Raw genomic sequence first — 21974 nt, forward strand, 5'->3', positions numbered from 1 at the left:
CCTGGGCGCTGCAGGACGTGCTCGCGTCGAACGTCCGGGTCGGCGCGCCGCCGGACGCGTTCAGCCAGCAGGGCCAGGACTGGAACCTCCCGCCCTGGGTCCCGGACCGGCTCGCCGCGACCGGCTACCGGCCGTTCCGCGACGTCATCCGGAGCGTGTTGCGGCACGCGGACGGCATCCGCGTCGACCACATCGCCGGCCTGTTCCGACTGTGGTGGATCCCGCCGGGCCGCCCGCCGAGCGAGGGCACGTACGTGTACTACGACGCCGACGACATGCTCGGCATCCTCGCCCTGGAGGCGCACCTGGCCGGTGCGATGGTGGTCGGCGAGGACCTCGGCACGGTGCCGGACGCGGTCACCGAGGCCATGCACGAACGTGGGGTGCTGAGCAGCTCGGTCCTGTACTTCGAGCGGGACTACGACGCGCCGAACGAGCCACTGCTCGCCCCCAAGGACTGGCCGGTCGACGCGATGGCCAGCATCTCGACACACGACCTGCCGACCACGGCCGGGTTCCTCCGTGGCGAGAACGCACGGATCCGCGCCGAGCTCGGTCAGGTCGAGGACACCGACGCCGAGTACGCGCGGGCCGCCGAGGCGAAGATCGAGATGCTGGTGGCGCTGTCCGAGCACGGGCTGCTGCCGGCCGACCCGTCCGAGCAGGACCTGGTCGTGGCGCTGCACCGGCTGCTCGCCACGGCGGCGAGCCGCCTGCTGCTGACCTCGCCGCAGGACGCGCTCGGCGATCCGCGCCAGCCGAACCTGCCGGGTACCGTCGATGAGTACCCGAACTGGCGAATACCTTTACCCATCAGTGTCGACGAGTTGCTTGCGGACGCCCGCGTCCTGGCCGCGACGGCAGCCCTGCGTGACGCACGTCCGGACGAGCATCACCCTGTCGACGGTCCCGTTGGCGGTAGCCCATGAGCCCGCGCGTTCTACGGTAGTAGTCGACGATCACCCCCCTACGAGGAGCACGCGTGCAGCCCTGGCCCGGTTCCCCCTACCCGCTCGGCGCCACCTACGACGGCGCCGGCACCAACTTCGCGCTGTTCTCGGAGGCGGCGGACTCCGTTGATCTGTGCCTGTTCGACGACCAGGGCAAGGAGCAACGCATCCGCCTGCCCGAGGTCGACGGGTTCGTCCACCACGGCTACCTGCTGAACGTCAACCCCGGGCAGCGCTACGGCTTCCGGGTGCACGGCCCGCACGACCCCGGCCAGGGGCCGCGGTGCAACCCGAACAAGCTGCTGCTCGACCCGTACGCGAAGGCGGTCTCTGGCGAGGTCGACTGGGACCAGGCGGTGTTCGGCTACGACTTCGGCGAGCCGGAAACCCGCAACGACGCGGACTCGGCCGGCCACACGATGCTGAGCGTGGTGGTCAACCCGTACTTCGACTGGGTGAACGACCGGCCGCCGAACATCCCGTACCACGAGACCGTGATCTACGAGGCGCACGTCCGCGGCCTCACGATGCGGCACCCGGAGATCCCCGAGGAGCTACGCGGCACCTATGCCGGGCTGGCCCACCCGGTGATGATCGACTACCTGAACACGCTCGGCGTGACCGCGGTCGAGCTGATGCCGGTGCACCAGTACCTGCACGACCACGGCCTGACCGAGCAGGGCCTGAGCAACTACTGGGGTTACAACACGATCGCGTTCTTCGCGCCGCACGACGCGTACGCGGCCCGCACCGACGCCGGCGGCCAGGTGCAGGAGTTCAAGGCGATGGTCCGCGCGCTGCACGAGGCGGGCATCGAGGTCATTCTGGACGTGGTCTACAACCACACCGCGGAGGGCAACCACCTCGGCCCGACGCTGTCCATGCGCGGGATCGACAACGAGGCGTACTACCGGCTGGTCGAGGACGACAAGCGGTACTACATGGACTACACGGGGACCGGGAACTCGCTGAACGTGCGCAACCCGCACACGCTGCAGCTGATCATGGACTCGCTGCGGTACTGGGTGCTGGACATGCACGTCGACGGGTTCCGGTTCGACCTGGCGGCCACGCTGGCCCGCGAGTTCTACGACGTGGACCGGCTGTCGACGTTCTTCGACCTGGTGCAGCAGGACCCGGTGATCAGCCAGGTGAAGCTGATCGCCGAGCCGTGGGACGTCGGCCCCGGCGGCTACCAGGTCGGCAACTTCCCTCCACTGTGGACGGAATGGAACGGCAAGTTCCGTGACACGGTGCGGGACTTCTGGCGTGGCGAGCCCGCGACGCTGGGCGAGTTCGCGTCGCGCATCACGGGCTCGTCCGACCTGTACCAGGACGACGGCCGCCGCCCGTACGCGTCGATCAACTTCGTGACGGCCCACGACGGCTTCACCCTGAACGACCTGGTGTCGTACAACGACAAGCACAACGAGGCGAACGGCGAGGGCAACCGCGACGGCGCGAACGACAACCGCTCGTGGAACTGCGGTGCGGAGGGCCCCACGGACGACGAGAAGATCAACGAGCTGCGGACGCGCCAACGCCGCAACCTGATCGCGACCCTGCTGCTGTCCCAGGGCGTCCCGATGCTGTTGTACGGGGACGAGCTGGGCCGTACCCAGCGGGGCAACAACAACGCCTACTGCCAGGACAACGAGCTGTCCTGGGTGGACTGGTCGCTGCTGGAGACCAACGGCGAGCTGGTGGACTTCACGGCCGCGGTGGTGGCGCTGCGCGAGGACCACCCGGTCTTCCGGCGCCGCCGGTTCTTCCAGGGGCGGCCGATCCGCTCCGGTGACGAACTGCGGGACATCGCGTGGTTCACGCCGGCCGGCGAGGAGATGTCCGAGCAGGACTGGGAGTCCGGCTTCGGCCGGTCCATCATGGTGTTCCTGAACGGTGAGGGCATCTCCGAGGTGAACCGGCGGGGCGAGCGCGTCCGCGACGAGTCGTTCCTGATGTGCTTCAACGCCCATGACGGCGACATCAGCATGCGCCTGCCGGACGGCAGCTACGGCAGCGAGTGGGCGGTCGTGCTGGACACGTGCACCGGCGAGGTGTTCGCGGAGTCGAACAGCGGGGCGCTGGTGGGGATGGTGTCGAGCGAGCAGGCCGGCGGCGTGCGCGTCGTCCCGGCCGGCGAGGCGCTGACGGTGCCGGCGAGGTCGCTGATCGTCCTGCAGCGCACGGAGACGGAGGCGTGACGCCCACTTCGACCTACCGGCTGCAGATCAACCCCGCGTTCGACCTGACCGCCGCGGCGTCGACCGTGGACTATCTGGCCCGGCTCGGCGTGGGCGCGGTCTACACGTCGCCGCTGCTGACCGCGGCGCCGGGATCGACGCACGGGTACGACGTCGTGGACCCGTCGGCGGCGTCGCCGGCGCTGGGCGGGGAGGCGGCGCGGGTCTCCCTGATGTCGGCGGCGCGGCGGGCGGGCATGGGCGTGGTGGTCGACATCGTGCCGAACCACATGTCGACGGCGGCCGAGAACCGTTGGTGGTGGGACGTTCTCCGGCACGGTCCGGAGTCCGCGTACGCGCCGTACTTCGACATCGACTGGTCGCGGGGCCCGATCCTGTTGCCGGTGCTGGGTTCGTCGTCACTGGCCGACGTCAAGGTCGTCGAGGACCGCCTGGTGTACTTCGAGCACGAGTTCCCGCTGGCGCCCGGGACGGGTGCGGGCGACGTGGCGGAGGTGCACGAGCGGCAGCACTACCGGTTGGTGTGGTGGCGACGGGGCAACGCGGAGCTGACGTACCGGCGGTTCTTCGACATCACGACGCTGGCGGGGGTGCGGGTCGAGGACCCCACGGTGTTCGAGGCGACGCACGGGGAGGTGCTCCGCTGGGTCCGTGACGGTGACGTGACGGGCCTGCGGGTGGACCACCCGGACGGCCTGGCCGACCCGGGCGCGTACATGCGGCGGCTGCGCGAGGCGGCCCCGGGCGCCTGGCTGGTGGTGGAGAAGATCCTGGCCGTCGACGAGTCGCTACCCCCCTCCTGGCCGGTCGACGGCACGACGGGCTACGACGCGTTGCGCGAGCTCTGCGGCGTGTTCGTGGACGCGGCGGGCGAGTCACGCCTGCTGGAGTTGGCGGCGGAGCTTGGCCTCCGGCCCCCCGAGATCCAGCCTACCGGTCAGCACCGACAGGACCCGGCGTCGTCCGCTCAGACTGTGGACAACCCCGTGGATTCGGCGCCATTCGCTGACACGGCTGTGGACAGCCCCGCTGACGAGCCGTTCTCGTCGGTGCCCCCCGGTACGCTGGAGACCGGGGGCCGGAGGCCGGCCCACCCCCTCCACGCCGTCGAGGAGCACTGCCGGCGGCTCATCACCCAGACCTCGCTCCTCGCGGAGATGCGGCGGATCGCCCGGCTCATCGACGTGCCGCCCGAGGCCGTCGCCGAGATCATGATCGCCTTCCCCGTCTACCGGTCCTACCTTCCCGCCGGGCTCGATCACTGGGACGCCGCCGTCGCCGCGGCCAAGCAGGCCCGCCCCGGCCTCGCCGGCCACGTCGACACCGTCGACCGGGCCGTCCGGGCCGAACCGGACGGCGAGCTTGCCACCCGCATCCAGCAGACCTCGGGCATGGTCGTCGCCAAGGGGGTCGAGGACACCGCCTTCTACCGGTGGACGCCCTTCGTCGCGCTCAACGAGGTCGGCGGGGCACCCGACCGCTTCGGCGTCACGCCGGACGAGTTTCACGTCCGCGCCGCCGCCCGGGAGGCCGGCTGGCCCGCCACCATGACCGCACTGTCCACCCACGACACCAAGCGCGCCGAGGACGTCCGGGCCCGCCTGGCCGTGCTCGCCGAGATCCCGGACGACTGGGCCGCGACCGTCACCCGCTGGTCCGCCACCCACGGCATCGACGAGCCCTCCCTCAACCTCCTTGCCTGGCAGACGGTTGTCGGCGCGTGGCCCATCTCCCCCGAGCGCCTGCGCGACTACCTCGACAAGGCCGCCAAGGAGGCCAAGGTCCGCACCTCCTGGGTCGACCACGACGAGGACTTCGAGGCGGCAGTCAACGCCTGGCCCGACAGGGTGGTCACCGAGCTCGGCGACGAGATCGAGGCGTTCGTCGAGCGGATCAGGGGCGCGGGGTGGTCGAACTCGCTGGGCCAGAAGATCGTGCAGCTCGCCGGCCCCGGCGTCCCGGATGTCTACCAGGGCACGGAGTTGTTCGATCTGTCCCTTGTGGACCCCGACAACCGCCGGCCGGTCGACTACGCCCTTCGCCGGGAGCTACTGGCACGGCTGGAGGACGGCTGGCTGCCGGCGGTCGACGACACCGGCGCCGCCAAGCTGCACGTCGTGCGGCAGGCGCTGACGCTGCGGCGCGAGCGGCCCGAGCTCTTCACGGGCTACCGGCCGCTCACCGCGCAGGGACCCGCCGCCCGGCACGTCCTCGCGTTCAGCCGCCGGCCCGAGCTCGTCGTGGTGGCCACGCGCCTGCCCCTCTCGCTCGACGGCTGGGGCGACACCGTGCTGCCGCTCGGCCCCGGCGCGTGGCGCGACCTCCTCACCGGCGACGACGCCGCCGAGTCGCTCGGCGAGATGCTGTCCCGCTACCCCGTCGCCCTGTTGCTGCGAGGAGATTGATGAACGACGAGCGGTTCTCGGTGTGGGCACCGGAACGCGAGCGGGTCCGGCTCGCCATCGGCCCGAGCGTCCACGACATGACCCGCGACGACCGCGGCTGGTGGCACGCCACCGTCCCCGGCACCGGTGACGGCACCGACTACGCCTTCCTCCTCGACGACGACGAGACCCCGCTCCCCGACCCGCGCTCGCGCTGGCAGCCCGCCGGCGTGCACGGCCCGTCGCGGCGGTACTCGGACGACGCCTTCGACTGGACCGACCGCGACTGGACCGGCCGGCAGCTCGCCGGGGGCCTCGTCTACGAGCTGCACATCGGCACCTTCACCGAGCTGGGCACCTTCAACGCCGCCCTCGAACGGCTCGACCACCTCGTCGAACTCGGTGTCGACCTCGTCGAGGTGTTGCCCGTCAACGCCTTCGACGGCACGACCGGCTGGGGCTACGACGGCGTCGCGTGGGGCGCGGTGCACGAGCCCTACGGCGGGCCCGACGCCTTCAAGCGGTTCGTCGACGCCTGTCACGCCCGTGGCCTCGCCGTGCTCCTCGACGTCGTCTACAACCACCTGGGCCCGTCCGGCGCGTACCTCGACCGGTTCGGTCCGTACTTCGCCGGGCACACCATCTGGGGGCCGGCGCTCAACCTCGACGGTCCCCTGTCCGACGAGGTGCGCCGGTACGTCATCGACAACGCGCTCGGCTGGCTGCGGGACTACCACCTCGACGGGCTCCGCCTCGACGCCGTGCATGCCCTGGGGGACAAGGGCGCCACGCATCTGCTCGAGGAGCTGGCGGCCGAGGTGGACGCCCTGTCGGCCGGGTTGCGCCGCCCGCTGTCGCTCATCGCCGAGTCGGATCTCAACGACCCCCGGCTGGTCACCTCCCGCGAGGCCGGTGGCTACGGCCTGACCGCCCAGTGGTGCGACGACCTCCACCACGCCCTGCATGTCGCCCTGACCGGCGAGGTCGACGGCTACTACGCCGACTTCGGCGCCCCGGGCGCCCTCGCCACCACGTTGCGCCGGGCGTTCTTCCACGCCGGCACCTGGTCGTCGTTCCGCCGGCGCATGCACGGCCGGCCGGTCGACACCAGCCGCGTCCCTGGCCACCGGTTCCTTGCCTACCTGCAGAACCACGACCAGATCGGCAACCGCGCCCAGGGCGACCGGCTCACCGCGACCATCTCACCGGAACGCCAGCTCTGCGGCGCCGCCATCGTCCTGTGCTCGCCGTACACGCCCATGCTGTTCATGGGTGAGGAGTGGGCGGCCAGCTCGCCGTGGCAGTTCTTCGCGTCCTTCGAGGACCCGCGGCTCGCGGCCGCCGTGCGCGACGGCCGGCGCAGGGAGTTCGCCGAGCACGGCTGGGGCGCCACGGAGGTCCCGGACCCCATGGACGTCGCCACGGTGGTCCGGTCGACGCTGCCGTGGGCGGAGCTGGCCGACCCGGCCCACCGGGTGGTCTACGACACCTACCGTGAGCTGATCTCGTTGCGGCGCAAGCACCCCGAGCTGTCCGACCCCCGGCTCGACCGGTTCCGCGTCGACGCCGGGGACGGCTGGCTGGTGCTCCACCGCGGCACGCTGCGGGTCATGGTGAACCTCGGCCCGACCAAGGCGAAGCTCGACGTGGGCGGCCCGGTCCGGGAGGTCCTCTTCGGGCAGCCGGACATCCAGGACGAGATCGTCACTCTCGCCCCGGACACGGTCGCGATCATCCGACGGTAGGCCGCCGGGGCTACCCACCGACCTCCGACGCCGCCATGCCGGCGGCCTCCCGAGCATCACTATCGCTACGATCCCGATAAATCCACGTCATACACAGCGACCACGTTGGCTTGGGTCGGCGACTCCGCCGCAGAAGCTTACGCACGCGAGGTAATCGAACGCCTATCGCCAAGCGATGACGTCGGGAAATGGCCGCGACGAGTGGCGACAGCAAAACTCGATCTTTCGCTTGCCCTTATTGCGGGCAATCAATTAGATGAGGCTAGCGCAACCGCGCAGCAAGCAATCTTATCGGGACGAATTGTGCCGTCGAATCGATGGCGTGCAGCGGAGATCGTCGACAAGATCGAACGTCAGCGAGTCCCAGAAGCGGCGGAGCTGCGGGACGCATTCAACACCGTTTGCCCTCCGCCTTCATAATGGACGTGCGCGTGTCGCGCGGCGACTCCCGTCCGGACGGCATCGGGGTTACGCGACAGGAAAACCCCGTGCATCCAATATCTGTCGCCAAGTATTGCTAGTCTCGCGCGCCCATTCCGGTTCCACGCTCATGGCAAAAGCTAAGCAACCGTCTACATGGCTAACAAATGAAAACAAAGATCGAAAACCTCGATGTGTTGCGTGAGGACGCAGGCCAAACTTATCGACTCCACGTATATGAACCTGAATGCGGCGTCTAAATTCGGGTACAAGTCGAACGACGTCGCCATCTACGAGTAGCCCCAGGACAATGTGTCGAGCCCCTGGTGGGACAACCCGTGTCTTTTTTTCGTGCAAAGTAAATCCCTGCGCGCCAACGATTCTTGTAGCCGCGCCGACGAAGCGGGCCGCCTTTGTGCGGTTGAATCCTTGGCCAGCCGAAAACACTAGATCGTCGGAATATCTCGTGTAGACCAGGCTCCATTCTTGGGCCAACTCGGCGAGCGCGTAGTCCATCGATGTTGCAACGGCATTGGCAAGTGCGCCGCTGGCCGGCCCCCCTTGTGGCAGATATCCTATCGTATTCACTGCATACGACGGAATCGTCGTATAGCGAGTTTGGCCGAATTTTCGTGTCTCAGAAAAGAAAGTACGAGTGCAAAGTCGAGTTAACTCTAGTGACATTAGTGATGAGTATCCACCCCCGCGAAACACTGGATACACTCGCCGCTCCGATATGCTTCCGAAGAAGTCATGGAGGTCCAGCTTCACCAGCCACTTGGCACCCAAATGACGTCGCGCACACTCTACAATTGACATACCTTGCCGATAAGCAAAACTAGAGGGGTGTTGCGGGATGCGACTAAGCGCTCGCTTCAATATGACCCGTTGCACGTCCATAAGACCAGGTTCCGGCGCAGAAATTCTACGTCTGCCGCCGGATCTCTTCGGCGTAATGATGTCGACATAAGGATCGACGGCACGCGAAACGATATCGCGCAAGTATAGGTACGGCGCACCGGTAAGATGTGCTAGATGCTTAAGGCTAACAATCGGTGATGCGTTGCAGACTTCATTGCGTGCCATTTGCTCAAGGGCGCGATCTAGTACCGCCTTTTCGGCTCCGGCCGCAAGGCCGGCCTGTCGGTAGAGATGAGGAGACGGGTGGTCCATCTACTTTGGTGATATCCCGACAGGAGAGGCGAAGTCCTCCCCAGTCTTCGTAGGGCCAGAGGACTTCGCCTCGCCAACCGTAGCGCAGGCTCGTCCACCGATCGCAGTTAGCTGCGACCATTGAGCCATACGGCTCAATGCGCCGATACCATGTATCGGCATCACTAGGTGTTCCACGCGTCTCCTCACCTCAACCGCTGAGGATAGTACGGCACCGGCGATCCTTCCAGATGTGCGGTCGCGACGCGGTCCATTCTCTTGGCAAGCACAAGTTCGGCACGTCCCGCCACAGTTACTCGGAGCGGCAGAAGGGTGATAAATCCTGACTCCGCCAAGAAGTCAAGATACCGCCGAACTTGAACCTCGGATATATTCAACCTGTGTGCAATAGTGGTCTCTGTATGTGAACTATGTCCAATTAGCGCAAGAATCGCCAACAATAACTCAACGGGACGACGAACTCTGCCCGAATCGAAAGCTCTGGAGAGTCTCGGCTGATTGGCCTCGTTGACAACTTCTACAAGGTCTCGTTGGGGAGCGTAGCCCCCTAATTCCGTTGCTAGATCCGGTGGAAATATCGGGCCATCGAAGAATCGATGCCAGCCCCTCCTTTTGCTGCGTAGGATTTCAGGAGTGTTATTGGGAACCCCCGTGTGCATGACGAATAGTCCGGCACTGCCAGAAAATCCAAGTCCGGCGCGATCATGGATCGACGGAGCCAGGTACCTGCGGCAGATGCGTGCTATCTGTTTGCGCTCTTCTTCTGTCCACTGAGCGGTTTCGAATGAGGGCGCTGGAGTCGCTACCAATAACCTGTCTATGCTCGACGTTCGCTCTATCTCACGATGTGCAGCGGCAGAAACAGAATATGCCACCACAATGATCTTTATCCAGCCAAAAGAACGCCAACTTCGGATCCTAGGATGTCGAACTAGCGTATTGGCATATCGCTGTACCTGCGTACCCGAACCAGAGTAGTCGGTAACTAACACGAAAACGTGACAACGTTTTTGTTGAAGACCATCGATATCGGTAGATGGGTGTAGCCATAGCGACGGCTCCCTGCCCGGTCGATCGCCAGTGAAATCCCGAATTAGGTGGCCAACAAGGCCCTCGCTGCCTGGCGTAGATGAGATCGGGTCACCAGGCAAAAAAGTCATATATGCGACATGTCGACCTTTGAACCGATTCGAGGTTGTAATATCTTCTTCGGAGAGTATCGGTAGCAGTACTGCACGTGTACCTGGCAACAACTGCCCGGCCAACGAGTCTATCTGCTCTCGGAGACCCATGCGTATCGTGGTCGAGTCGACGACATGGAGACTATCGATGAGAAGCTCAGCGGCCGGACGATCCGGCTCGCTGAAGTTCTCCAGCCACGTAGTACCCCGAGCAGTCTGACTCGGACGCCTGGGTTCCATCTGGACATCATCGTCGAGCGGCCAGCTCTGCGCGACCACTAAACGGCGTCGATCAACGCTAACTCAATCAACCGTGCGGACTTTCCGGCTGCCCCGACGATGGGTAGCGCGAGAGAGTCACCGGGAACGTGTGCAACGGGTGAATAGTGTGCAACTTCGCCCTCCGACACAACGCGGCATCGACGGAGCCGGTTGCCGTGGCCGTCCCGGCCAAAGGCATTGACCCAGGGCGGAGGCTGCCAGCGACGCCCAGCCGCACAAGTGGCAGGTCACAGTTGTGTCACCAAATAGGACTTCGCCTAGCGGCGGGCACCGACGGTTCCGCGAAGCTGTCCACAGCGTTGTCCACAGAGGCGAGGTTGTCCACAGCCCCCTCGCCGACCGGGTTCTGTCGGCGCCGTGCCGTAGCGGCGGGCACCGACGAAACCGGCGTCGCGGCGCACGAACGGGACTGTCGTGCGGCGCCGGGGTCAGCTCGGGTAGGCCTCCAGCTCGTAGATCCTCGCCGCGGTGTCCGTGTTCTGGGTGGGGACCAGGACGTTGATCCGCACGTATCGCGCGTTCGTGGGCGCTGTCACGTGTGTGGTGACGTTCGCCGTGTTGGCTCGGGGGCTGGCGACCGTGGTCCAGGTCGTGCCGTCGGTGCTCGTCTGGAGGTCGAAGTCGCGGGTGTTGAAGGCCGTGGTCTCGCCGCCGGCGCCCGCGTGCCGTACGACGAACCGGCCCACCTGCCGTACCGCGCCCAGGTCGACGCGGAGCCACTTCGTCGTGCCCAGTGAGCACCACTTGTCCGAGTTGCCGCCGGAGACGCTGCCGTTCACGGCCTTCTCCGGGCCTTCCGCGGTCGCGCACCGGCTGTCCGAGGTCGCGGGGTGGTTCAGCGCCAGGTTGGTCTGCGTGCCACCTCGTCGCAGCTCGAACTCCGTTGCCCAGTAGGCGGTCCGGTCCAGGTACGCCGTCTCCGCGGCCGTGCCCGTGCGGCCGTACGCGCCGGCGAACGTCTCGTAGCCGAAGCCCGCCGGCGGGGTGCTGCTCGCCGGCTCGATCACCGAGCCCTCGTGCCACTCGTTGAACGACGTGACCGACACCCAGGTCGGGAGCCCGCCCTTCGCCGGGTCCAGGGCGTTGGTCCACTCCTGGTCGTACGTCGCACCGTTGGCCCGGCCCAGGGTCGGGGTCGTGTTGCCGGGGACCGCCCGGTCGTCGACGTAGCCGGGGCCCACCGACGGGGCCCAGACCAGGCCGTGCGCCGCCGCGTACTCGCCTGCCTGCTCCCAGCCCGGGGCGCTCGCGCCGGCTATCGCGTCGTAGGTGTACATGCCGGAGAAGTGGTCGATCCGGGACGGGTCCGTCGTCTGTGCCAGCACGATGTTGTTGCCCGTCACCGCGTCGAGCGCGGCCCAGTCGTCGTCCGGGATGTTCAGGGACTCGAACACGTAGAACGCGGCCTTGCCGCCGTGGCGGTAGAACGCGGGGTGCGAGCCGTACCGCTGGTTGACGTAGTCGATGTCGGCCACCGTGGACGCGGCCGTGCGCCCGCCGTACGGCTCGAGGTGCCAGGCGACCTTGATGCCGTACCGGGCCGCGGCGTCCAGGACGCCCTGCGCCAGCCCGTCCTCGTACGAGCCCTGGCCCCACCAGCTGTACACGAGCACCCCCGCGCCGGACTGGGCCACCCACCGCATGTGCTGGTCGACCGCGCCGGCGAAGTCGCCGGAGTCGTACGGGCCCAGCTTCGGGTAGAGGTTCGCGCCGATGTCGGACGGTGGTGTGTGGCCGCCCTGCGGCCAGTGCCGGTAGGCGCCGTTGGCCGCGCCGTACCACGGGTAGTAGAAGAGGTGGACGTTCGGCGACAGCGTCGCCGCGGGGGCCGGGGCGGCGACGGTCGCGGTGGCGCCCGGCGGGGCGACGAGGAACGCGGTCAGCAGGGCCAGTGTGGCGAGCAGAGGGACGCGGTGTCGAGGCATCATCGGCTCCATCTACCCGGGGCAGGGATCCCGGGTGGTTACGCAGAGGCTAGCGCCGACTACAGCAAGAAGTCTACGAAAGTTCGCAAAGCCTCACGCATCGACCGCAACTCCACGACTTCTTGATCCCTTGACGGGCTGTCGAGCCGCGGTCGTGAGCACGTGGAGTGAGAGGTTCGCCACCTGGTCCGCGAGTTGACCGAGGTGCGAGCCGAACGCGATCGCATTTCGACGGGCCGGCATTCCCCACCGATACTTTCGCGGCAAATGCCACGCGGGCGACAACCGCGTTGCCGGCCGGTGGCCAGCGGGGACCCGGCTCGATCACGGTCACGATCACAGAGAGCCCGCTGGCCTGGAACGTTGCCCGCGGGCCACGCCGGACGACTATTGGTCAACATTGCCGGCATTTGCCACTCGACCGGCGCTGGGGTTTTGATCGAGTATTTCTGGCAATACGACCCCGACTATTGCCGGGCTCATTTGTAGCATTTGACAATTGCCCGCCGCACGTGCATCGGCACGGCCGTACACAGAAAGTCATGATATTGTTCTCATGCCCGCCGTCCGGGTGACATTGCTCGCGACAGTGTTCCGAATGTCGCATCATGAGACACACATTCCGCCGATTCCTACAAGGAGAACGCGATGTCCGAACCCTCGCACAGGGCGCTCTCGGGCTACGTGAACGACGACTGCATCTGGACCTACTCCGTGTACGACGCGACCCGTCGGGAGTGGCAAGATGTGAGCGCGAACAGGCACGAGGCCGAGCAGTACGCGGCAAGACTGCCAGAGCCACGCCGGGGTGACTAACGCATTAGCCCATGCGCACGAGTTGCCGGATTACCGCAATGTGACCAACACCTCGTCCCAATATCTGGGAAAGTGTTGGACATTCGTCAAGACAAATTGAGCTATTACGTCGATCACCGCAGCCGGAATGCGAAGTAGATCCGCACGGGGTACTTCGGCAGTCCATCCGTCGCGCCGTCGGCAATGCCGGCGGCGACGATGCGGTCCAATGTCCCCATCCCGTACGACACATGGCCGAGCACCGAGTACGCCGGTGGGATGTTCGCGTGCGAATGGACGATGAAGAACTCGCTTCCGTTCGTGCCCGGTCCCTGGTTCCCCATGGCGACGGTGCCCCGTGGGTAGGTCTCCGCACCCGTGACCTCGTCGGCGAAGCGGTAACCCGGGCCACCTTCCTCCACGCGGTAGATGTCACCGCACTGGAGGACGCCCAGCCGGGTCGAGTTCGTGAGCCGGAAGCACTGGGTGTCGTTGTAGAACAGGCTGCGCACGAGGTGTGTGAAGTTGTGCACCGCGCAGGAGGCGTTCGAGCGGTCGAGCTCGATCACCACCGGCCCGTAGTTCGTCTGCAGGTAGACCGCGGCGGTGCCGCGGGTCGACGCGGTCGGGCGCGGCGGATGGACGGGCTTCGCCGCGGGCTTGTCGGGCGTGGGGATGAACTCGCAGTGCTTGACCGGGGCCGTGGTGGCGGGAGCGGCCTGGGCAGGCACGACGAGCCCCAGCATGGCGACGGCCGCGGTGACGACGGTGATGATCCCTCGCTTCATGGGCCTGCACACTATCGGGTGTGGTTCGGCCCACTTCCACTACATTCGGGCTACGCAGCGCGATATACACGAGTGGCCTTCGACTGTTGAGTGGGTGATCTCATGGGGGTCGGACGTCTCGAACGCTCAGCGCGGCGGCTGTTGGATCGGTTGCACGAACAGCTGGGCACCGCGGGCATGGTCGCCGCGGCCGCCGTACCCGGCCTGGCCGCGATGGTGGACCAGCACACGGCCGCGGTCCGCGACATCCTGGTGATCGGCATCGAGTCCGGCGCGTCCGTGGCCGGTGAGGTGCTGCTCGCGGGGTACGCGCGTGGCGTGCAGGATCATGTGCGGGAACGCGGCCTCACCCTGCCCATCCCGGCGGACACGGCCGGCTGGCGGGAAGCGAGCTGGTACCACGTCCGCCTGCTGGCGGTGTGCGCGCTGGCGCGGAACCTGCGCCCGGGACGGCCGGTCTCCGACCTCGCCTGATCTCGCCTGAGCGAGCCGACGCCGGTCGAACCGGCGAAACGAGGAACGAAGTAGGAAGCGGCGGCCGGTGCCCTGCTTCACCAGCCGCCGCGGGTCTACTGGTCGGCGGTCCGCTGGGCACCGCCCGGGTTACGGGACTGCTGGTCGTGCCCCCGGGGCACGGGCTGACCGCCGGGCTGCACTGGACGCGGCAGCTGCTCCGTCGACTCGCCCATGCGGCCGGCGTCCTCCTTGCCGCGCTGGTAGGCCTGTGCCGCCGCCTTCGCCTGCGGGAGCTCCGCCTCGGCGCGCCCCAGCCAGCCCTCCCAGCGTTGCCTCATCGGGTTGATCAGGCCGCCGCCGAGGCCCACGACGGCGATGCCGCCGATCGTGGCCAGGACCGTGATCAGGACCGGTGTGGTCACCGAGGTCGCCACGCCGATCTGGTTCAGCGCCGCGATGATGCCGAGGCCCCAGATGAACACCGAGGCAATCGTGCCCAGCAGGCTGCCGTACGACAGGCCGCTCAGCGTGCCCGCGACCAGGTCGCGGACGGCCCGGGCGATCGCCCCGGCCACCACCACGATGATGATCGCGACGACGGCCCGCGGCAGCCAGGCGACGATGCCGGTCAGCAGCGTGCTCACCGGGTTGTCGCCGAACACGCCGAAGGCCATCTGCAGGGCGATCAGCAGCACGGCGTAGTACACGAGCTTCGCGATGACCCCCGACGCGTCGTACTTGCTGCCGGCCATCATCCGGTTGACACCGCCGCGCTCGACGACGCGGTCGAACCCCACACGTTCCAGCACCTTGTCGACGACCTTGGACAGCGCCTTCGCGATCAGCCACCCGATGAGCAGGATGACCAGGAACGCCAGCAGCTTGGGCACGAACGTGGCTATCGCGCTCCAGGCGTTCGAGATGCCCCCACCGAAGTCAACGGCCGCGAGATCGGCCATCGCCACCGCCTCTTCCGAACGAGCGCGTCCCTCGGGTCGGACGCGCGGCTGACTCCGGTGTACCGCTTGACGTGGACGGCCACACACCGACGACCCCGCGTTCACACGATCGCGTGAACCATCCTGAGCTGCGAGAATCTCGTCATGACCGTTCCGCTCGTTGACCTCCGGCCATGGTTCGACGGCTCCCGCGACGGCCGGTCGACCGTCGCGGCACGGGTCGACGACGCGCTGCGTGAGTCCGGTTTCCTGCTGGTGACCGGCCACGGCGTGCCGGACGAGTTGCGGCGGTCCGTGCGTGGCCACGCACGGCGGTTCTTCGCGCTGCCGTCGGACCGGAAGGCCGGCTACGCCGTGCCCGTCGGCGGCCGCGGCTGGCTGCCACCCGGCGCCGAGGCCAACGCCCACTCCGAGGGCACCGAGACGCCGCCGGACCTCAAGGAGTCCTACTCGGTCGGCGCCGACCAGCCGACCGGCGACCCGGAGATCGACCGGTTCTGGTTCCAGCCGAACGTCTGGCCCGACGGTGAGGTGGGAGAGCTGCGGGTCGCGGCCGTGGAGTACATGACCCGCATGCGTGCCCTGTCCGACGAGCTGCTGCGGATCTGCGCGGTCGCGCTCGGCCTCCCGGCCGCCCACTTCACCACGCACACCGGCGCGCCGACGTACACGTTCAACATCAACTGGTACCCGCCGCTCACGCACGTCGGGCCGGCGCGCGACGGGCAGTTCCGCATCGGGCCGCACACCGACTTCGGCACGGTCACCGTGCTGGACCGGGAGCCCGGCGCCGGCGGGCTGCAGGTGTACACGTCCGACGGGGCGTGGGTCGACGCGCCCTACGACCCCGCCGCGCTGACCGTGAACATCGGCGACCTCATGGCGCGGTGGACCGGCGACCGGTGGCGATCGTGCCGGCACCGGGTGCTGCCGCCGCCGGCGAGCGCGCCGGACGAGGAGCTCGTGTCGCTGGTCTGGTTCTACGAGTGTGACCCGCACGCGGCCGTCAGCTCGCTCGCGCCGCCGATCGGGGTGCGGGCGTACCCGCCGGTGATCGCACACGAGTATCTGCTGGAGAAGATCAGCTCGATCGCGGTCGGATAGTCCCGGTTCGGGTGGGAGTTCTTCCCGGGTGTTTCGTGCGTTCGTCACTGGCGGCCTGGACCACCGGCTGGAAACGTCGTACCGAGCGGGAAATTCTTCGACCGCGAGCCGAGATCCTGGGGGCCGGCATGCCGTTCGATGTCGATGGGCCTGTCACCACCGTTCCGGTCGCCGCCGTGCGGCCGGGCCGGTCACCGCGGCGGGCGGGCGAGAACCCCGAGCACGTCCGGGTCCTGGCGGACGCGCCCGACGAGCTGCCCCCGATCATCGTGCGGCGCGCCGACATGCGGGTCGTGGACGGCATGCACCGGCTGCGCGCGGCCGGCCTGCGCGGCGAGACCCGGATCGCGGTGCGGTTCTTCGAGGGCGGCGAGGACGAGGCGTTCGTGCTGGGCGTACGCGCCAACGTGACGCACGGTCTGCCGCTGTCGCTCGCCGACCGCAAGGCCGCGGCCGAACGGATCGTGACCTCGCACGCACACTGGTCGGACCGCATGATCGCGAAGACCTCGGGCCTCTCGGCGGCGACGGTCGCCCGGCTGCGCAGGGCGCACCCGGAGCTGACGCCGGACACCCGCGTCGGGCACGACGGGAAGGTGCGACCGGTCAACGGCATGGAGCGGCGGCGGGTGGCACGGGCGATCATGCTGGCCGAGCCGACGCTGTCCCTGCGGGAGGTGGCGAAACGCGCGGGAATCTCACCCGAGACGGCCCGCTCGGTACGGCGGCGGTTGCCACAGGAGCCGGCGCCGCCACCACCGCGGGAGGACCTCGTGCGGCAGTTGCGGGCCGACCCGACGTTGCGGTTCTCGGAGACTGGCAGGACTTTGTTGCGGTTGCTGGAGGTCCGGGCCCTGCCACCCGAGAAGTGGGCGGCGATTGCGGCGAACATGCCGGCACACTGGCGGGACGTGATGGGCCGGGTGGCAATGGAATGCGCGGACACCTGGCGGACTTTCGCGGACCAGCTCGCCGCCGGACCCCGCACGCAAACGGGCTAGGTTCCCGGCGGCATTTTCTTGATCAACGGCAACACAGGTGGTTGCGTGGGCAGCCCCCGCCCGAACCCGGGGGGCCTCCCCGCTGGCCATTCTACCGGCGGGGGGCGGCAGGGGACGGCAAAAGCCCTGGTCGCTGAGGGCTGTGGATAACTTTCACTCGGTCGGGTTTCGTGGATGGGACTTTCGTGCGGCCGCGGCGAGGCAGCCGGCAGGAACCCTCGTGTGGTCTGGGCGAAGTGGGAAACAGGCACTCATGCAACCGCGGCGCGGTTGGGAACCAAGCACTCGTGTGATCGTCGCGAGGTCAAGGGTTGAGGCCGGTCACGGCGAGGGTCAGCAGGCGGTTCGCCAACGTCTCGTCTTCTTCCGCGGCCAGGGCTATGCCGTTCGTCAGCTTCAGTAGCTCGTGGGTCGTCACGTCGGCGCGGATGGCGGTCGCCTCCTTCGCGCGGGTGACCAGGGCGTCTCCGGTCGTCAGGATGAGGGCGTGGCACGACTCCCCCGTGCCCTTCAGCAGGGACGTCGCGAGGCCTCGGTTGCGGACGGCGTGCTGGGCCACCGCCGTCAGCCACCGCACCAGGGCGTCCGCCGGGTCGGGGGCCGTCAGCAGCGACGAGCCCAAATCGCACAGCACCGCCACGCGTCCGGCGAAGACCGCGTCCAGTAGGGCCATGCGGGACTCGAAATGACGGTGCAGCGTTGCCGAGCCCACGCCCGCGCGCCGCGCGATCTCCTCCAGTGACGCCTCCGCGCCATGTTCCGCCACCATCTCGCTCGCCACCGATACCAGGCGGTCGCGGTTGCGCTGGGCGTCGGCTCGCATGTGCGACTCCTTGCTAAGTGGGGTGGTCCTCCGTATGGTAGCCACCGGATAAACGGAGTGGCACCCCACTTAGGGAGACATCGTGGAGATCGGGATCGCGGTCGGGGACGTGCGGGGCGCGGTGGACGCGCAGGGCCTTCTCGACCAGGCGAAACAGGCCGACGCCGCCGGTATCGGGACTGTTTGGGCTGCTCAGGGCGTCGGCTGGGACTCCCTCGTCGCCCTCGCCGCCGTTGGCTTGCACTTTCCCGGGCTGCGGCTCGGGGCCGGGGTCGTGCCGGTGCCGCAGCGGCATCCGCTCGTGCTCGCCGGTCAGGCCCTGTCCGTGCAGGCCGTCACGGGCAACCGGCTCACGCTTGGCGTCGGGGCCGGGATCTCCGCCCTCACCAAGCGGATGTTCGGCCACACCCACGATCGGCCCGCCCGGCGGATGCGGGAGTACCTCGAGGTGCTCCTGCCCTTGCTGCGTGGGGAAAGCGTCGACCACCGCGGGGAGACGGTCACCGCGTCCGGGCGGGTCGGCGTGCCGGGAGCGGAGCCGCCGGACGTGCTCCTCGCCGCGCTCGGGCCCGTCATGTTGCGGGTCGCCGGGGAGCTCACCTCGGGCACGGTCACCTGGATGACCGGCGTTCGCACGCTCACCGAGCACATCGTGCCGACCATCACCACGGTCAACCCGCGGGCCCGGGTGGTCGCCGGGTTGCTCACGTGTGTCACCGACGACGAAACCGGTGTGCGGGCACGGGTCGCCGAGCAGTTCGCCCTTGCCGGGCAGGTGCCCGAGTACCGCGCCATGCTCGACCGGGAAGGCGCCGCCCACCCCGGTGACGTGGTCGTCGTCGGGGATGAGTCCACTGTGGTCAGACACCTCGACCGGATCCGGGACGCCGGGGTCACCGACTTCTTCGCCGTGCCATACGGGTCCGCCGGCGAACAGCTCAGGACGTTGGCTCTTCTCGCCGGCTGAGCTTCGCCGGCCACCAGATCACGCGTCCTATGTCGACGGTCAGCGCCGGCACCAGCAGCGACCGCACCACCACCGTGTCCAGCAGTACGCCGAACGCCACGATGAACGCGATCTGCGCCAGGAACAGCACCGGAATCACCGACAGCGCCGCGAACGTCGCCGCCAGCACGACGCCGGCCGAGGTGATCACGCCACCCGTGACCGCCAGGGCGTGCAAGGTGCCACTGCGTGTGTCGGACGTCAATGTCTCCTCACGTACCCGGGTCATGAGGAAGATGTTGTAGTCGATGCCCAGTGCCACCAGGAAGATGAAGCCGAAAAGCGGGATCGCCGTGTCCGCGCCGGGGAAGTCCAGCACGTGGTTGAACACCAGCGCGGCCACCCCCATGGTCGCGCCGAACGACAGGACCACGGTCGCGATCAGCAACAACGGGGCCACCAGCGCGCGTAGCAGCAACGCCAGCACGATGAAGATCACCACCAGCACGATCGGGATGATCAGGCTCCGGTCGTGGCGGGATGCCGTCTGGACGTCCAGCTGGATCGCGGTCTGGCCGCCCACCTTCGCGTCCGCCCCGGGCACCTTGTGCACGGCGTCCCGGATCCGCCCCACGGTGGACAACGCGGCCTCGGAGTCCCCCGGGTCGTCCAGCACCGCCTGCAGCAGCACCAGACCGTTCCGGTTCGCCGTCGGGACCACCCTCGTCACGCCGTCGATCTGGGCCGCCTTCGCCACCTCCTGAGTCGCCGAGGACCTGGCGATGATCACGGTCGGGGAACCCGAGCCGCCGGGGAAGTGGGCCGACAGGACGTCCTGGCCGCGTACCGAGTCCTCCTTGGTCAGGAACAGGTCGGTCTGCGCGGTGCCGTTCGCCTTCAGCTGCGGCACGAACGCCACACCGGCCAGCAGCACGATCGTCGTGACCACCCAGATCAGCCTCGGCCGCGCGCCCACCTGCCTCGCCACCCAGCCCCACAGGCCCTCGTGCTCGGGCTTCGCCGAGCCGTGGCGCGGCATGAACGGCCAGAACGCCACCCTCCCCACCAGCGCCAGCGCGGCCGGCAGGAACGTCACCGACGCCAAGAGCGCCCCCGCGATGCCGATCGCCCCGACCGGGCCGAGGCCCTGGTTCGACCGCAGGTCGCTGAACAGCAGGCACAGCAGCCCGAGGACCACCGTGCCGGCCGACGCGGCCACCGGCTCGATCGTCGCGCGCCAGGCCCTGCGGATCGCCACGAAACGGTCGGCGGTTTCGCGCAGCTCCTCGCGGAACCGGGACGCCAGCAGCAGCGCGTAGTCGGTCGCCGCGCCGAACACCAGGATGAACAGGATGCCCTGGCTCTGCCCGTTGAGCTTCAGCACGTCGTGGTTCGCGAGCTGGTACACCACGAACGCCGCCACGCCGAGCGCGAGGACCGCCGAGACCAGCACCAGCAACGGGAGCACCGGGCTGCGGTACACCACGATCAGGATCAGCACCACGACCCCGCCCGCGACCAGTAGCAGCAGCCCGTCGATGCCCTCGAACGACTTGATCAGGTCGGCGACCGCCCCGCCCGGGCCGGTGACCAGCACGGTCAACCCGTCCGGGGTCCCCTTCGCGAGCTCCGCGCGCACCGCCGTCACGGCCTTGCCCGGATCGCTGCCCGCCCCCGTGATCTGCACCACGAACTGGGCCGCGGCCTTGTCCTTGGACTGTTCCGGCGCCGTCGGCGGGCCGGCGACGCCGGACAGTCGCGCGATTGCCTTGCCCCGGTCGGCCAGGAAGTCGAGATCGTCCTGGGTCACGCCGGAGGTCCGCTGCGCGACCACGACGGCCGCCAGCACCTGCTTGTCGCTGAACTGCCGCTGCAGGTTCGCGGCCTCGGTGGCCTCGGCGGACTCGGGCAGGAACGACGAGTTGTCGTTCGTCGCCACGTCCCCGAGCTTGCCGGTGAACGGGCCGCCGACGGCACCGAGGCCGAGCCAGACGACGACGAGCAGGGCGGGTGCCCACCAACGGATCCGACGCATGCGGGGAAGCGTAAGCGTCCGGGTGACAGCCGGCACAATAAGTTGTGCACAACTCAGTTGTGCGTAATGTGTGAGGCATGACCACCGGACTGGAGCTCGAGAAGCAGGTCTGCTTCGCGCTCTACTCCGCGACCCGTGCGGTCACCCAGCTGTACCGGCCGGTGCTCGACGCGCTCGGCCTGACCTACCCGCAGTACCTCGTGATGCTCGTGCTCTGGGAGCGCGGCCCCGTCACCGTCAAGCAGCTCGGCGAGGCACTGGAGCTGGACTCCGGCACGCTGTCGCCGCTGCTGCGGCGCCTGGCGGCACACGGCCACGTGCGGCGCGAGCGGTCCACATCGGACCAGCGCTCGGTGCTGATCCACGTGACCGACACCGGCGCCGCGCTGCGGACCCGCGCCACCAGCGTGCCCCGCAGGATCGCGGGCGCGACGGGCATGGAGCTCGTCGAGCTGGAAGCATTGCGCCAGAACCTGACGCGACTGACCGAAGCGGTCAGCGCGCGGACCCTCACACCGGAAGAAGAGGAACCAACGTGAACGCCCTCTACACCGCGAAGGCCACGTCCACCGGAGCCGCCCGCTCCGGACACGTCAAGTCGGACGACGGCGTGCTCGAGTTCGACCTGTCCATCCCGAAGGGGCTGGGTGGCGCGGGTGGCGAGGGCACCAACCCCGAGCAGCTGTTCGCCGCGGGCTACTCGGCCTGCTTCCACAGTGCGCTGCAGGCGGCGGCCCGGCGCGAGAAGGTGAAGATCGACGGCTCCTCGGTGACCGCGGAGGTCGGCATCGGCCAGCAGGGCG

At 68.3% G+C, this 21974-nt stretch carries 18 protein-coding genes; 11 read left to right on the forward strand and 7 right to left on the reverse strand.

Annotated elements, in window-relative coordinates:
* From VET29_RS39365 to treZ, 4 genes are all read left to right on the forward strand, one after another.
* A partial coding sequence (locus VET29_RS39365) for a 4-alpha-glucanotransferase (RefSeq protein ID WP_324930926.1) occupies positions 1-929 on the forward strand: 929 nt, incomplete at its 5' end.
* 53 nt (positions 930-982) lie between these two features.
* Positions 983-3154 carry a glycogen debranching protein GlgX gene (gene glgX, locus VET29_RS39370; RefSeq protein ID WP_324930929.1) on the forward strand — a complete coding sequence of 724 codons (2172 nt, stop codon included), beginning with the start codon at positions 983-985 and terminating at the stop codon, positions 3152-3154.
* The gene (locus tag VET29_RS39375) at positions 3151-5559 is read left to right on the forward strand and encodes a malto-oligosyltrehalose synthase (protein ID WP_324930932.1); all 2409 of its coding nucleotides are present in this window, start codon (positions 3151-3153) and stop codon (positions 5557-5559) included. The genes glgX and VET29_RS39375 overlap by 4 nt, the downstream gene beginning before the upstream one ends.
* On the forward strand, positions 5559-7283 hold the full coding sequence (gene treZ, locus VET29_RS39380) for a malto-oligosyltrehalose trehalohydrolase (RefSeq protein ID WP_324930934.1): 1725 nt from the start codon (positions 5559-5561) through the stop codon (positions 7281-7283). Before VET29_RS39375 ends, treZ begins: the two co-directional genes overlap by 1 nt.
* Positions 7284-7751: 468 nt before the next feature.
* On the opposite strand, the gene VET29_RS44255 is transcribed toward treZ, so the two are convergent.
* The 3 genes from VET29_RS44255 to VET29_RS39385 form a co-directional block, all read right to left on the reverse strand.
* Positions 7752-8876, reverse strand: coding sequence for a reverse transcriptase family protein (locus tag VET29_RS44255; protein WP_414636722.1), 1125 nt, complete (start codon positions 8874-8876; stop codon positions 7752-7754).
* A 185-nt stretch (positions 8877-9061) separates the two neighbouring features.
* Entirely contained in the window at positions 9062-10297 is a 1236-nt protein-coding gene (locus tag VET29_RS44275; RefSeq protein ID WP_422652969.1) for a phosphoribosyltransferase-like protein, read from the reverse strand.
* 470 nt (positions 10298-10767) lie between these two features.
* Complete coding sequence (locus tag VET29_RS39385) at positions 10768-12264, reverse strand: discoidin domain-containing protein (RefSeq protein ID WP_324930937.1); 1497 nt, start codon at positions 12262-12264, stop codon at positions 10768-10770.
* Positions 12265-12912: 648 nt separating this feature from the next.
* On the opposite strand from VET29_RS39385, the gene VET29_RS39390 reads away from it, so the two are divergent.
* Positions 12913-13080: a hypothetical protein gene (locus VET29_RS39390; RefSeq protein WP_324930942.1), complete on the forward strand. Its 168-nt coding sequence runs from the start codon at positions 12913-12915 to the stop codon at positions 13078-13080.
* Between the two features lie 113 nt (positions 13081-13193).
* On the opposite strand, the gene VET29_RS39395 is transcribed toward VET29_RS39390, so the two are convergent.
* Positions 13194-13847 (reverse strand): peptidylprolyl isomerase, encoded by a 654-nt coding sequence (locus VET29_RS39395; protein ID WP_324930945.1) that lies wholly within the window; start codon positions 13845-13847, stop codon positions 13194-13196.
* Positions 13848-13949: 102 nt separating this feature from the next.
* On the opposite strand from VET29_RS39395, the gene VET29_RS39400 reads away from it, so the two are divergent.
* On the forward strand, positions 13950-14321 hold the full coding sequence (locus tag VET29_RS39400) for a DUF6401 family natural product biosynthesis protein (protein WP_324930949.1): 372 nt from the start codon (positions 13950-13952) through the stop codon (positions 14319-14321).
* A 95-nt stretch (positions 14322-14416) separates the two neighbouring features.
* On the opposite strand, the gene VET29_RS39405 is transcribed toward VET29_RS39400, so the two are convergent.
* Positions 14417-15268, reverse strand: a complete 852-nt coding sequence (locus VET29_RS39405; protein ID WP_324930952.1) for a mechanosensitive ion channel family protein — start codon at positions 15266-15268, stop codon at positions 14417-14419.
* Between the two features lie 138 nt (positions 15269-15406).
* Here VET29_RS39405 and VET29_RS39410 point away from each other — a divergent pair, with 138 nt between their 5' ends.
* Complete coding sequence (locus tag VET29_RS39410; RefSeq protein WP_324930956.1) at positions 15407-16366, forward strand: isopenicillin N synthase family dioxygenase; 960 nt, start codon at positions 15407-15409, stop codon at positions 16364-16366.
* 128 nt (positions 16367-16494) lie between these two features.
* Positions 16495-17367 (forward strand): ParB/RepB/Spo0J family partition protein, encoded by an 873-nt coding sequence (locus VET29_RS39415; protein WP_324930959.1) that lies wholly within the window; start codon positions 16495-16497, stop codon positions 17365-17367.
* Positions 17368-17671: 304 nt separating this feature from the next.
* Here the strand turns inward: VET29_RS39415 and VET29_RS39420 are convergent, their stop codons facing one another.
* Complete coding sequence (locus VET29_RS39420) at positions 17672-18190, reverse strand: helix-turn-helix domain-containing protein (protein WP_324930962.1); 519 nt, start codon at positions 18188-18190, stop codon at positions 17672-17674.
* An 82-nt stretch (positions 18191-18272) separates the two neighbouring features.
* Between VET29_RS39420 and VET29_RS39425 the strand changes: the two genes are divergently transcribed.
* Positions 18273-19157 carry a TIGR03564 family F420-dependent LLM class oxidoreductase gene (locus VET29_RS39425; protein ID WP_324930966.1) on the forward strand — a complete coding sequence of 295 codons (885 nt, stop codon included), beginning with the start codon at positions 18273-18275 and terminating at the stop codon, positions 19155-19157.
* On the opposite strand, the gene VET29_RS39430 is transcribed toward VET29_RS39425, so the two are convergent.
* The gene (locus VET29_RS39430) at positions 19129-21171 is read right to left on the reverse strand and encodes an MMPL family transporter (RefSeq protein WP_324930969.1); all 2043 of its coding nucleotides are present in this window, start codon (positions 21169-21171) and stop codon (positions 19129-19131) included. The genes VET29_RS39425 and VET29_RS39430 overlap by 29 nt on opposite strands.
* 77 nt (positions 21172-21248) lie before the next feature.
* On the opposite strand from VET29_RS39430, the gene VET29_RS39435 reads away from it, so the two are divergent.
* Together VET29_RS39435 and VET29_RS39440 are read left to right on the forward strand one after the other, a co-directional pair.
* Positions 21249-21710 (forward strand): MarR family transcriptional regulator, encoded by a 462-nt coding sequence (locus tag VET29_RS39435; protein WP_324930972.1) that lies wholly within the window; start codon positions 21249-21251, stop codon positions 21708-21710.
* The coding region (locus tag VET29_RS39440; protein ID WP_324930975.1) for an Ohr family peroxiredoxin at positions 21707-21974 on the forward strand (268 nt) is incomplete at its 3' end. The genes VET29_RS39435 and VET29_RS39440, both read left to right, overlap by 4 nt.

This window comes from Actinophytocola sp. (assembly GCF_035634895.1).
Lineage (GTDB): Bacteria > Actinomycetota > Actinomycetes > Mycobacteriales > Pseudonocardiaceae > Actinophytocola.

Coding starts and splice junctions, on each gene's coding strand:
- treZ (WP_324930934.1), top strand. CDS start 5,559: ATGAACGACGAGCGGTTCTCGGTGTGGGCACCGGAACGCGAGCGGGTC.
- VET29_RS44255 (WP_414636722.1), bottom strand. CDS start 8,876: ATGGACCACCCGTCTCCTCATCTCTACCGACAGGCCGGCCTTGCGGCC.
- VET29_RS44275 (WP_422652969.1), bottom strand. CDS start 10,297: ATGGAACCCAGGCGTCCGAGTCAGACTGCTCGGGGTACTACGTGGCTG.
- VET29_RS39385 (WP_324930937.1), bottom strand. CDS start 12,264: ATGCCTCGACACCGCGTCCCTCTGCTCGCCACACTGGCCCTGCTGACC.
- VET29_RS39390 (WP_324930942.1), top strand. CDS start 12,913: ATGTCCGAACCCTCGCACAGGGCGCTCTCGGGCTACGTGAACGACGAC.
- VET29_RS39395 (WP_324930945.1), bottom strand. CDS start 13,847: ATGAAGCGAGGGATCATCACCGTCGTCACCGCGGCCGTCGCCATGCTG.
- VET29_RS39400 (WP_324930949.1), top strand. CDS start 13,950: ATGGGGGTCGGACGTCTCGAACGCTCAGCGCGGCGGCTGTTGGATCGG.
- VET29_RS39410 (WP_324930956.1), top strand. CDS start 15,407: ATGACCGTTCCGCTCGTTGACCTCCGGCCATGGTTCGACGGCTCCCGC.
- VET29_RS39415 (WP_324930959.1), top strand. CDS start 16,495: ATGCCGTTCGATGTCGATGGGCCTGTCACCACCGTTCCGGTCGCCGCC.
- VET29_RS39420 (WP_324930962.1), bottom strand. CDS start 18,190: ATGCGAGCCGACGCCCAGCGCAACCGCGACCGCCTGGTATCGGTGGCG.
- VET29_RS39430 (WP_324930969.1), bottom strand. CDS start 21,171: ATGCGTCGGATCCGTTGGTGGGCACCCGCCCTGCTCGTCGTCGTCTGG.
- VET29_RS39435 (WP_324930972.1), top strand. CDS start 21,249: ATGACCACCGGACTGGAGCTCGAGAAGCAGGTCTGCTTCGCGCTCTAC.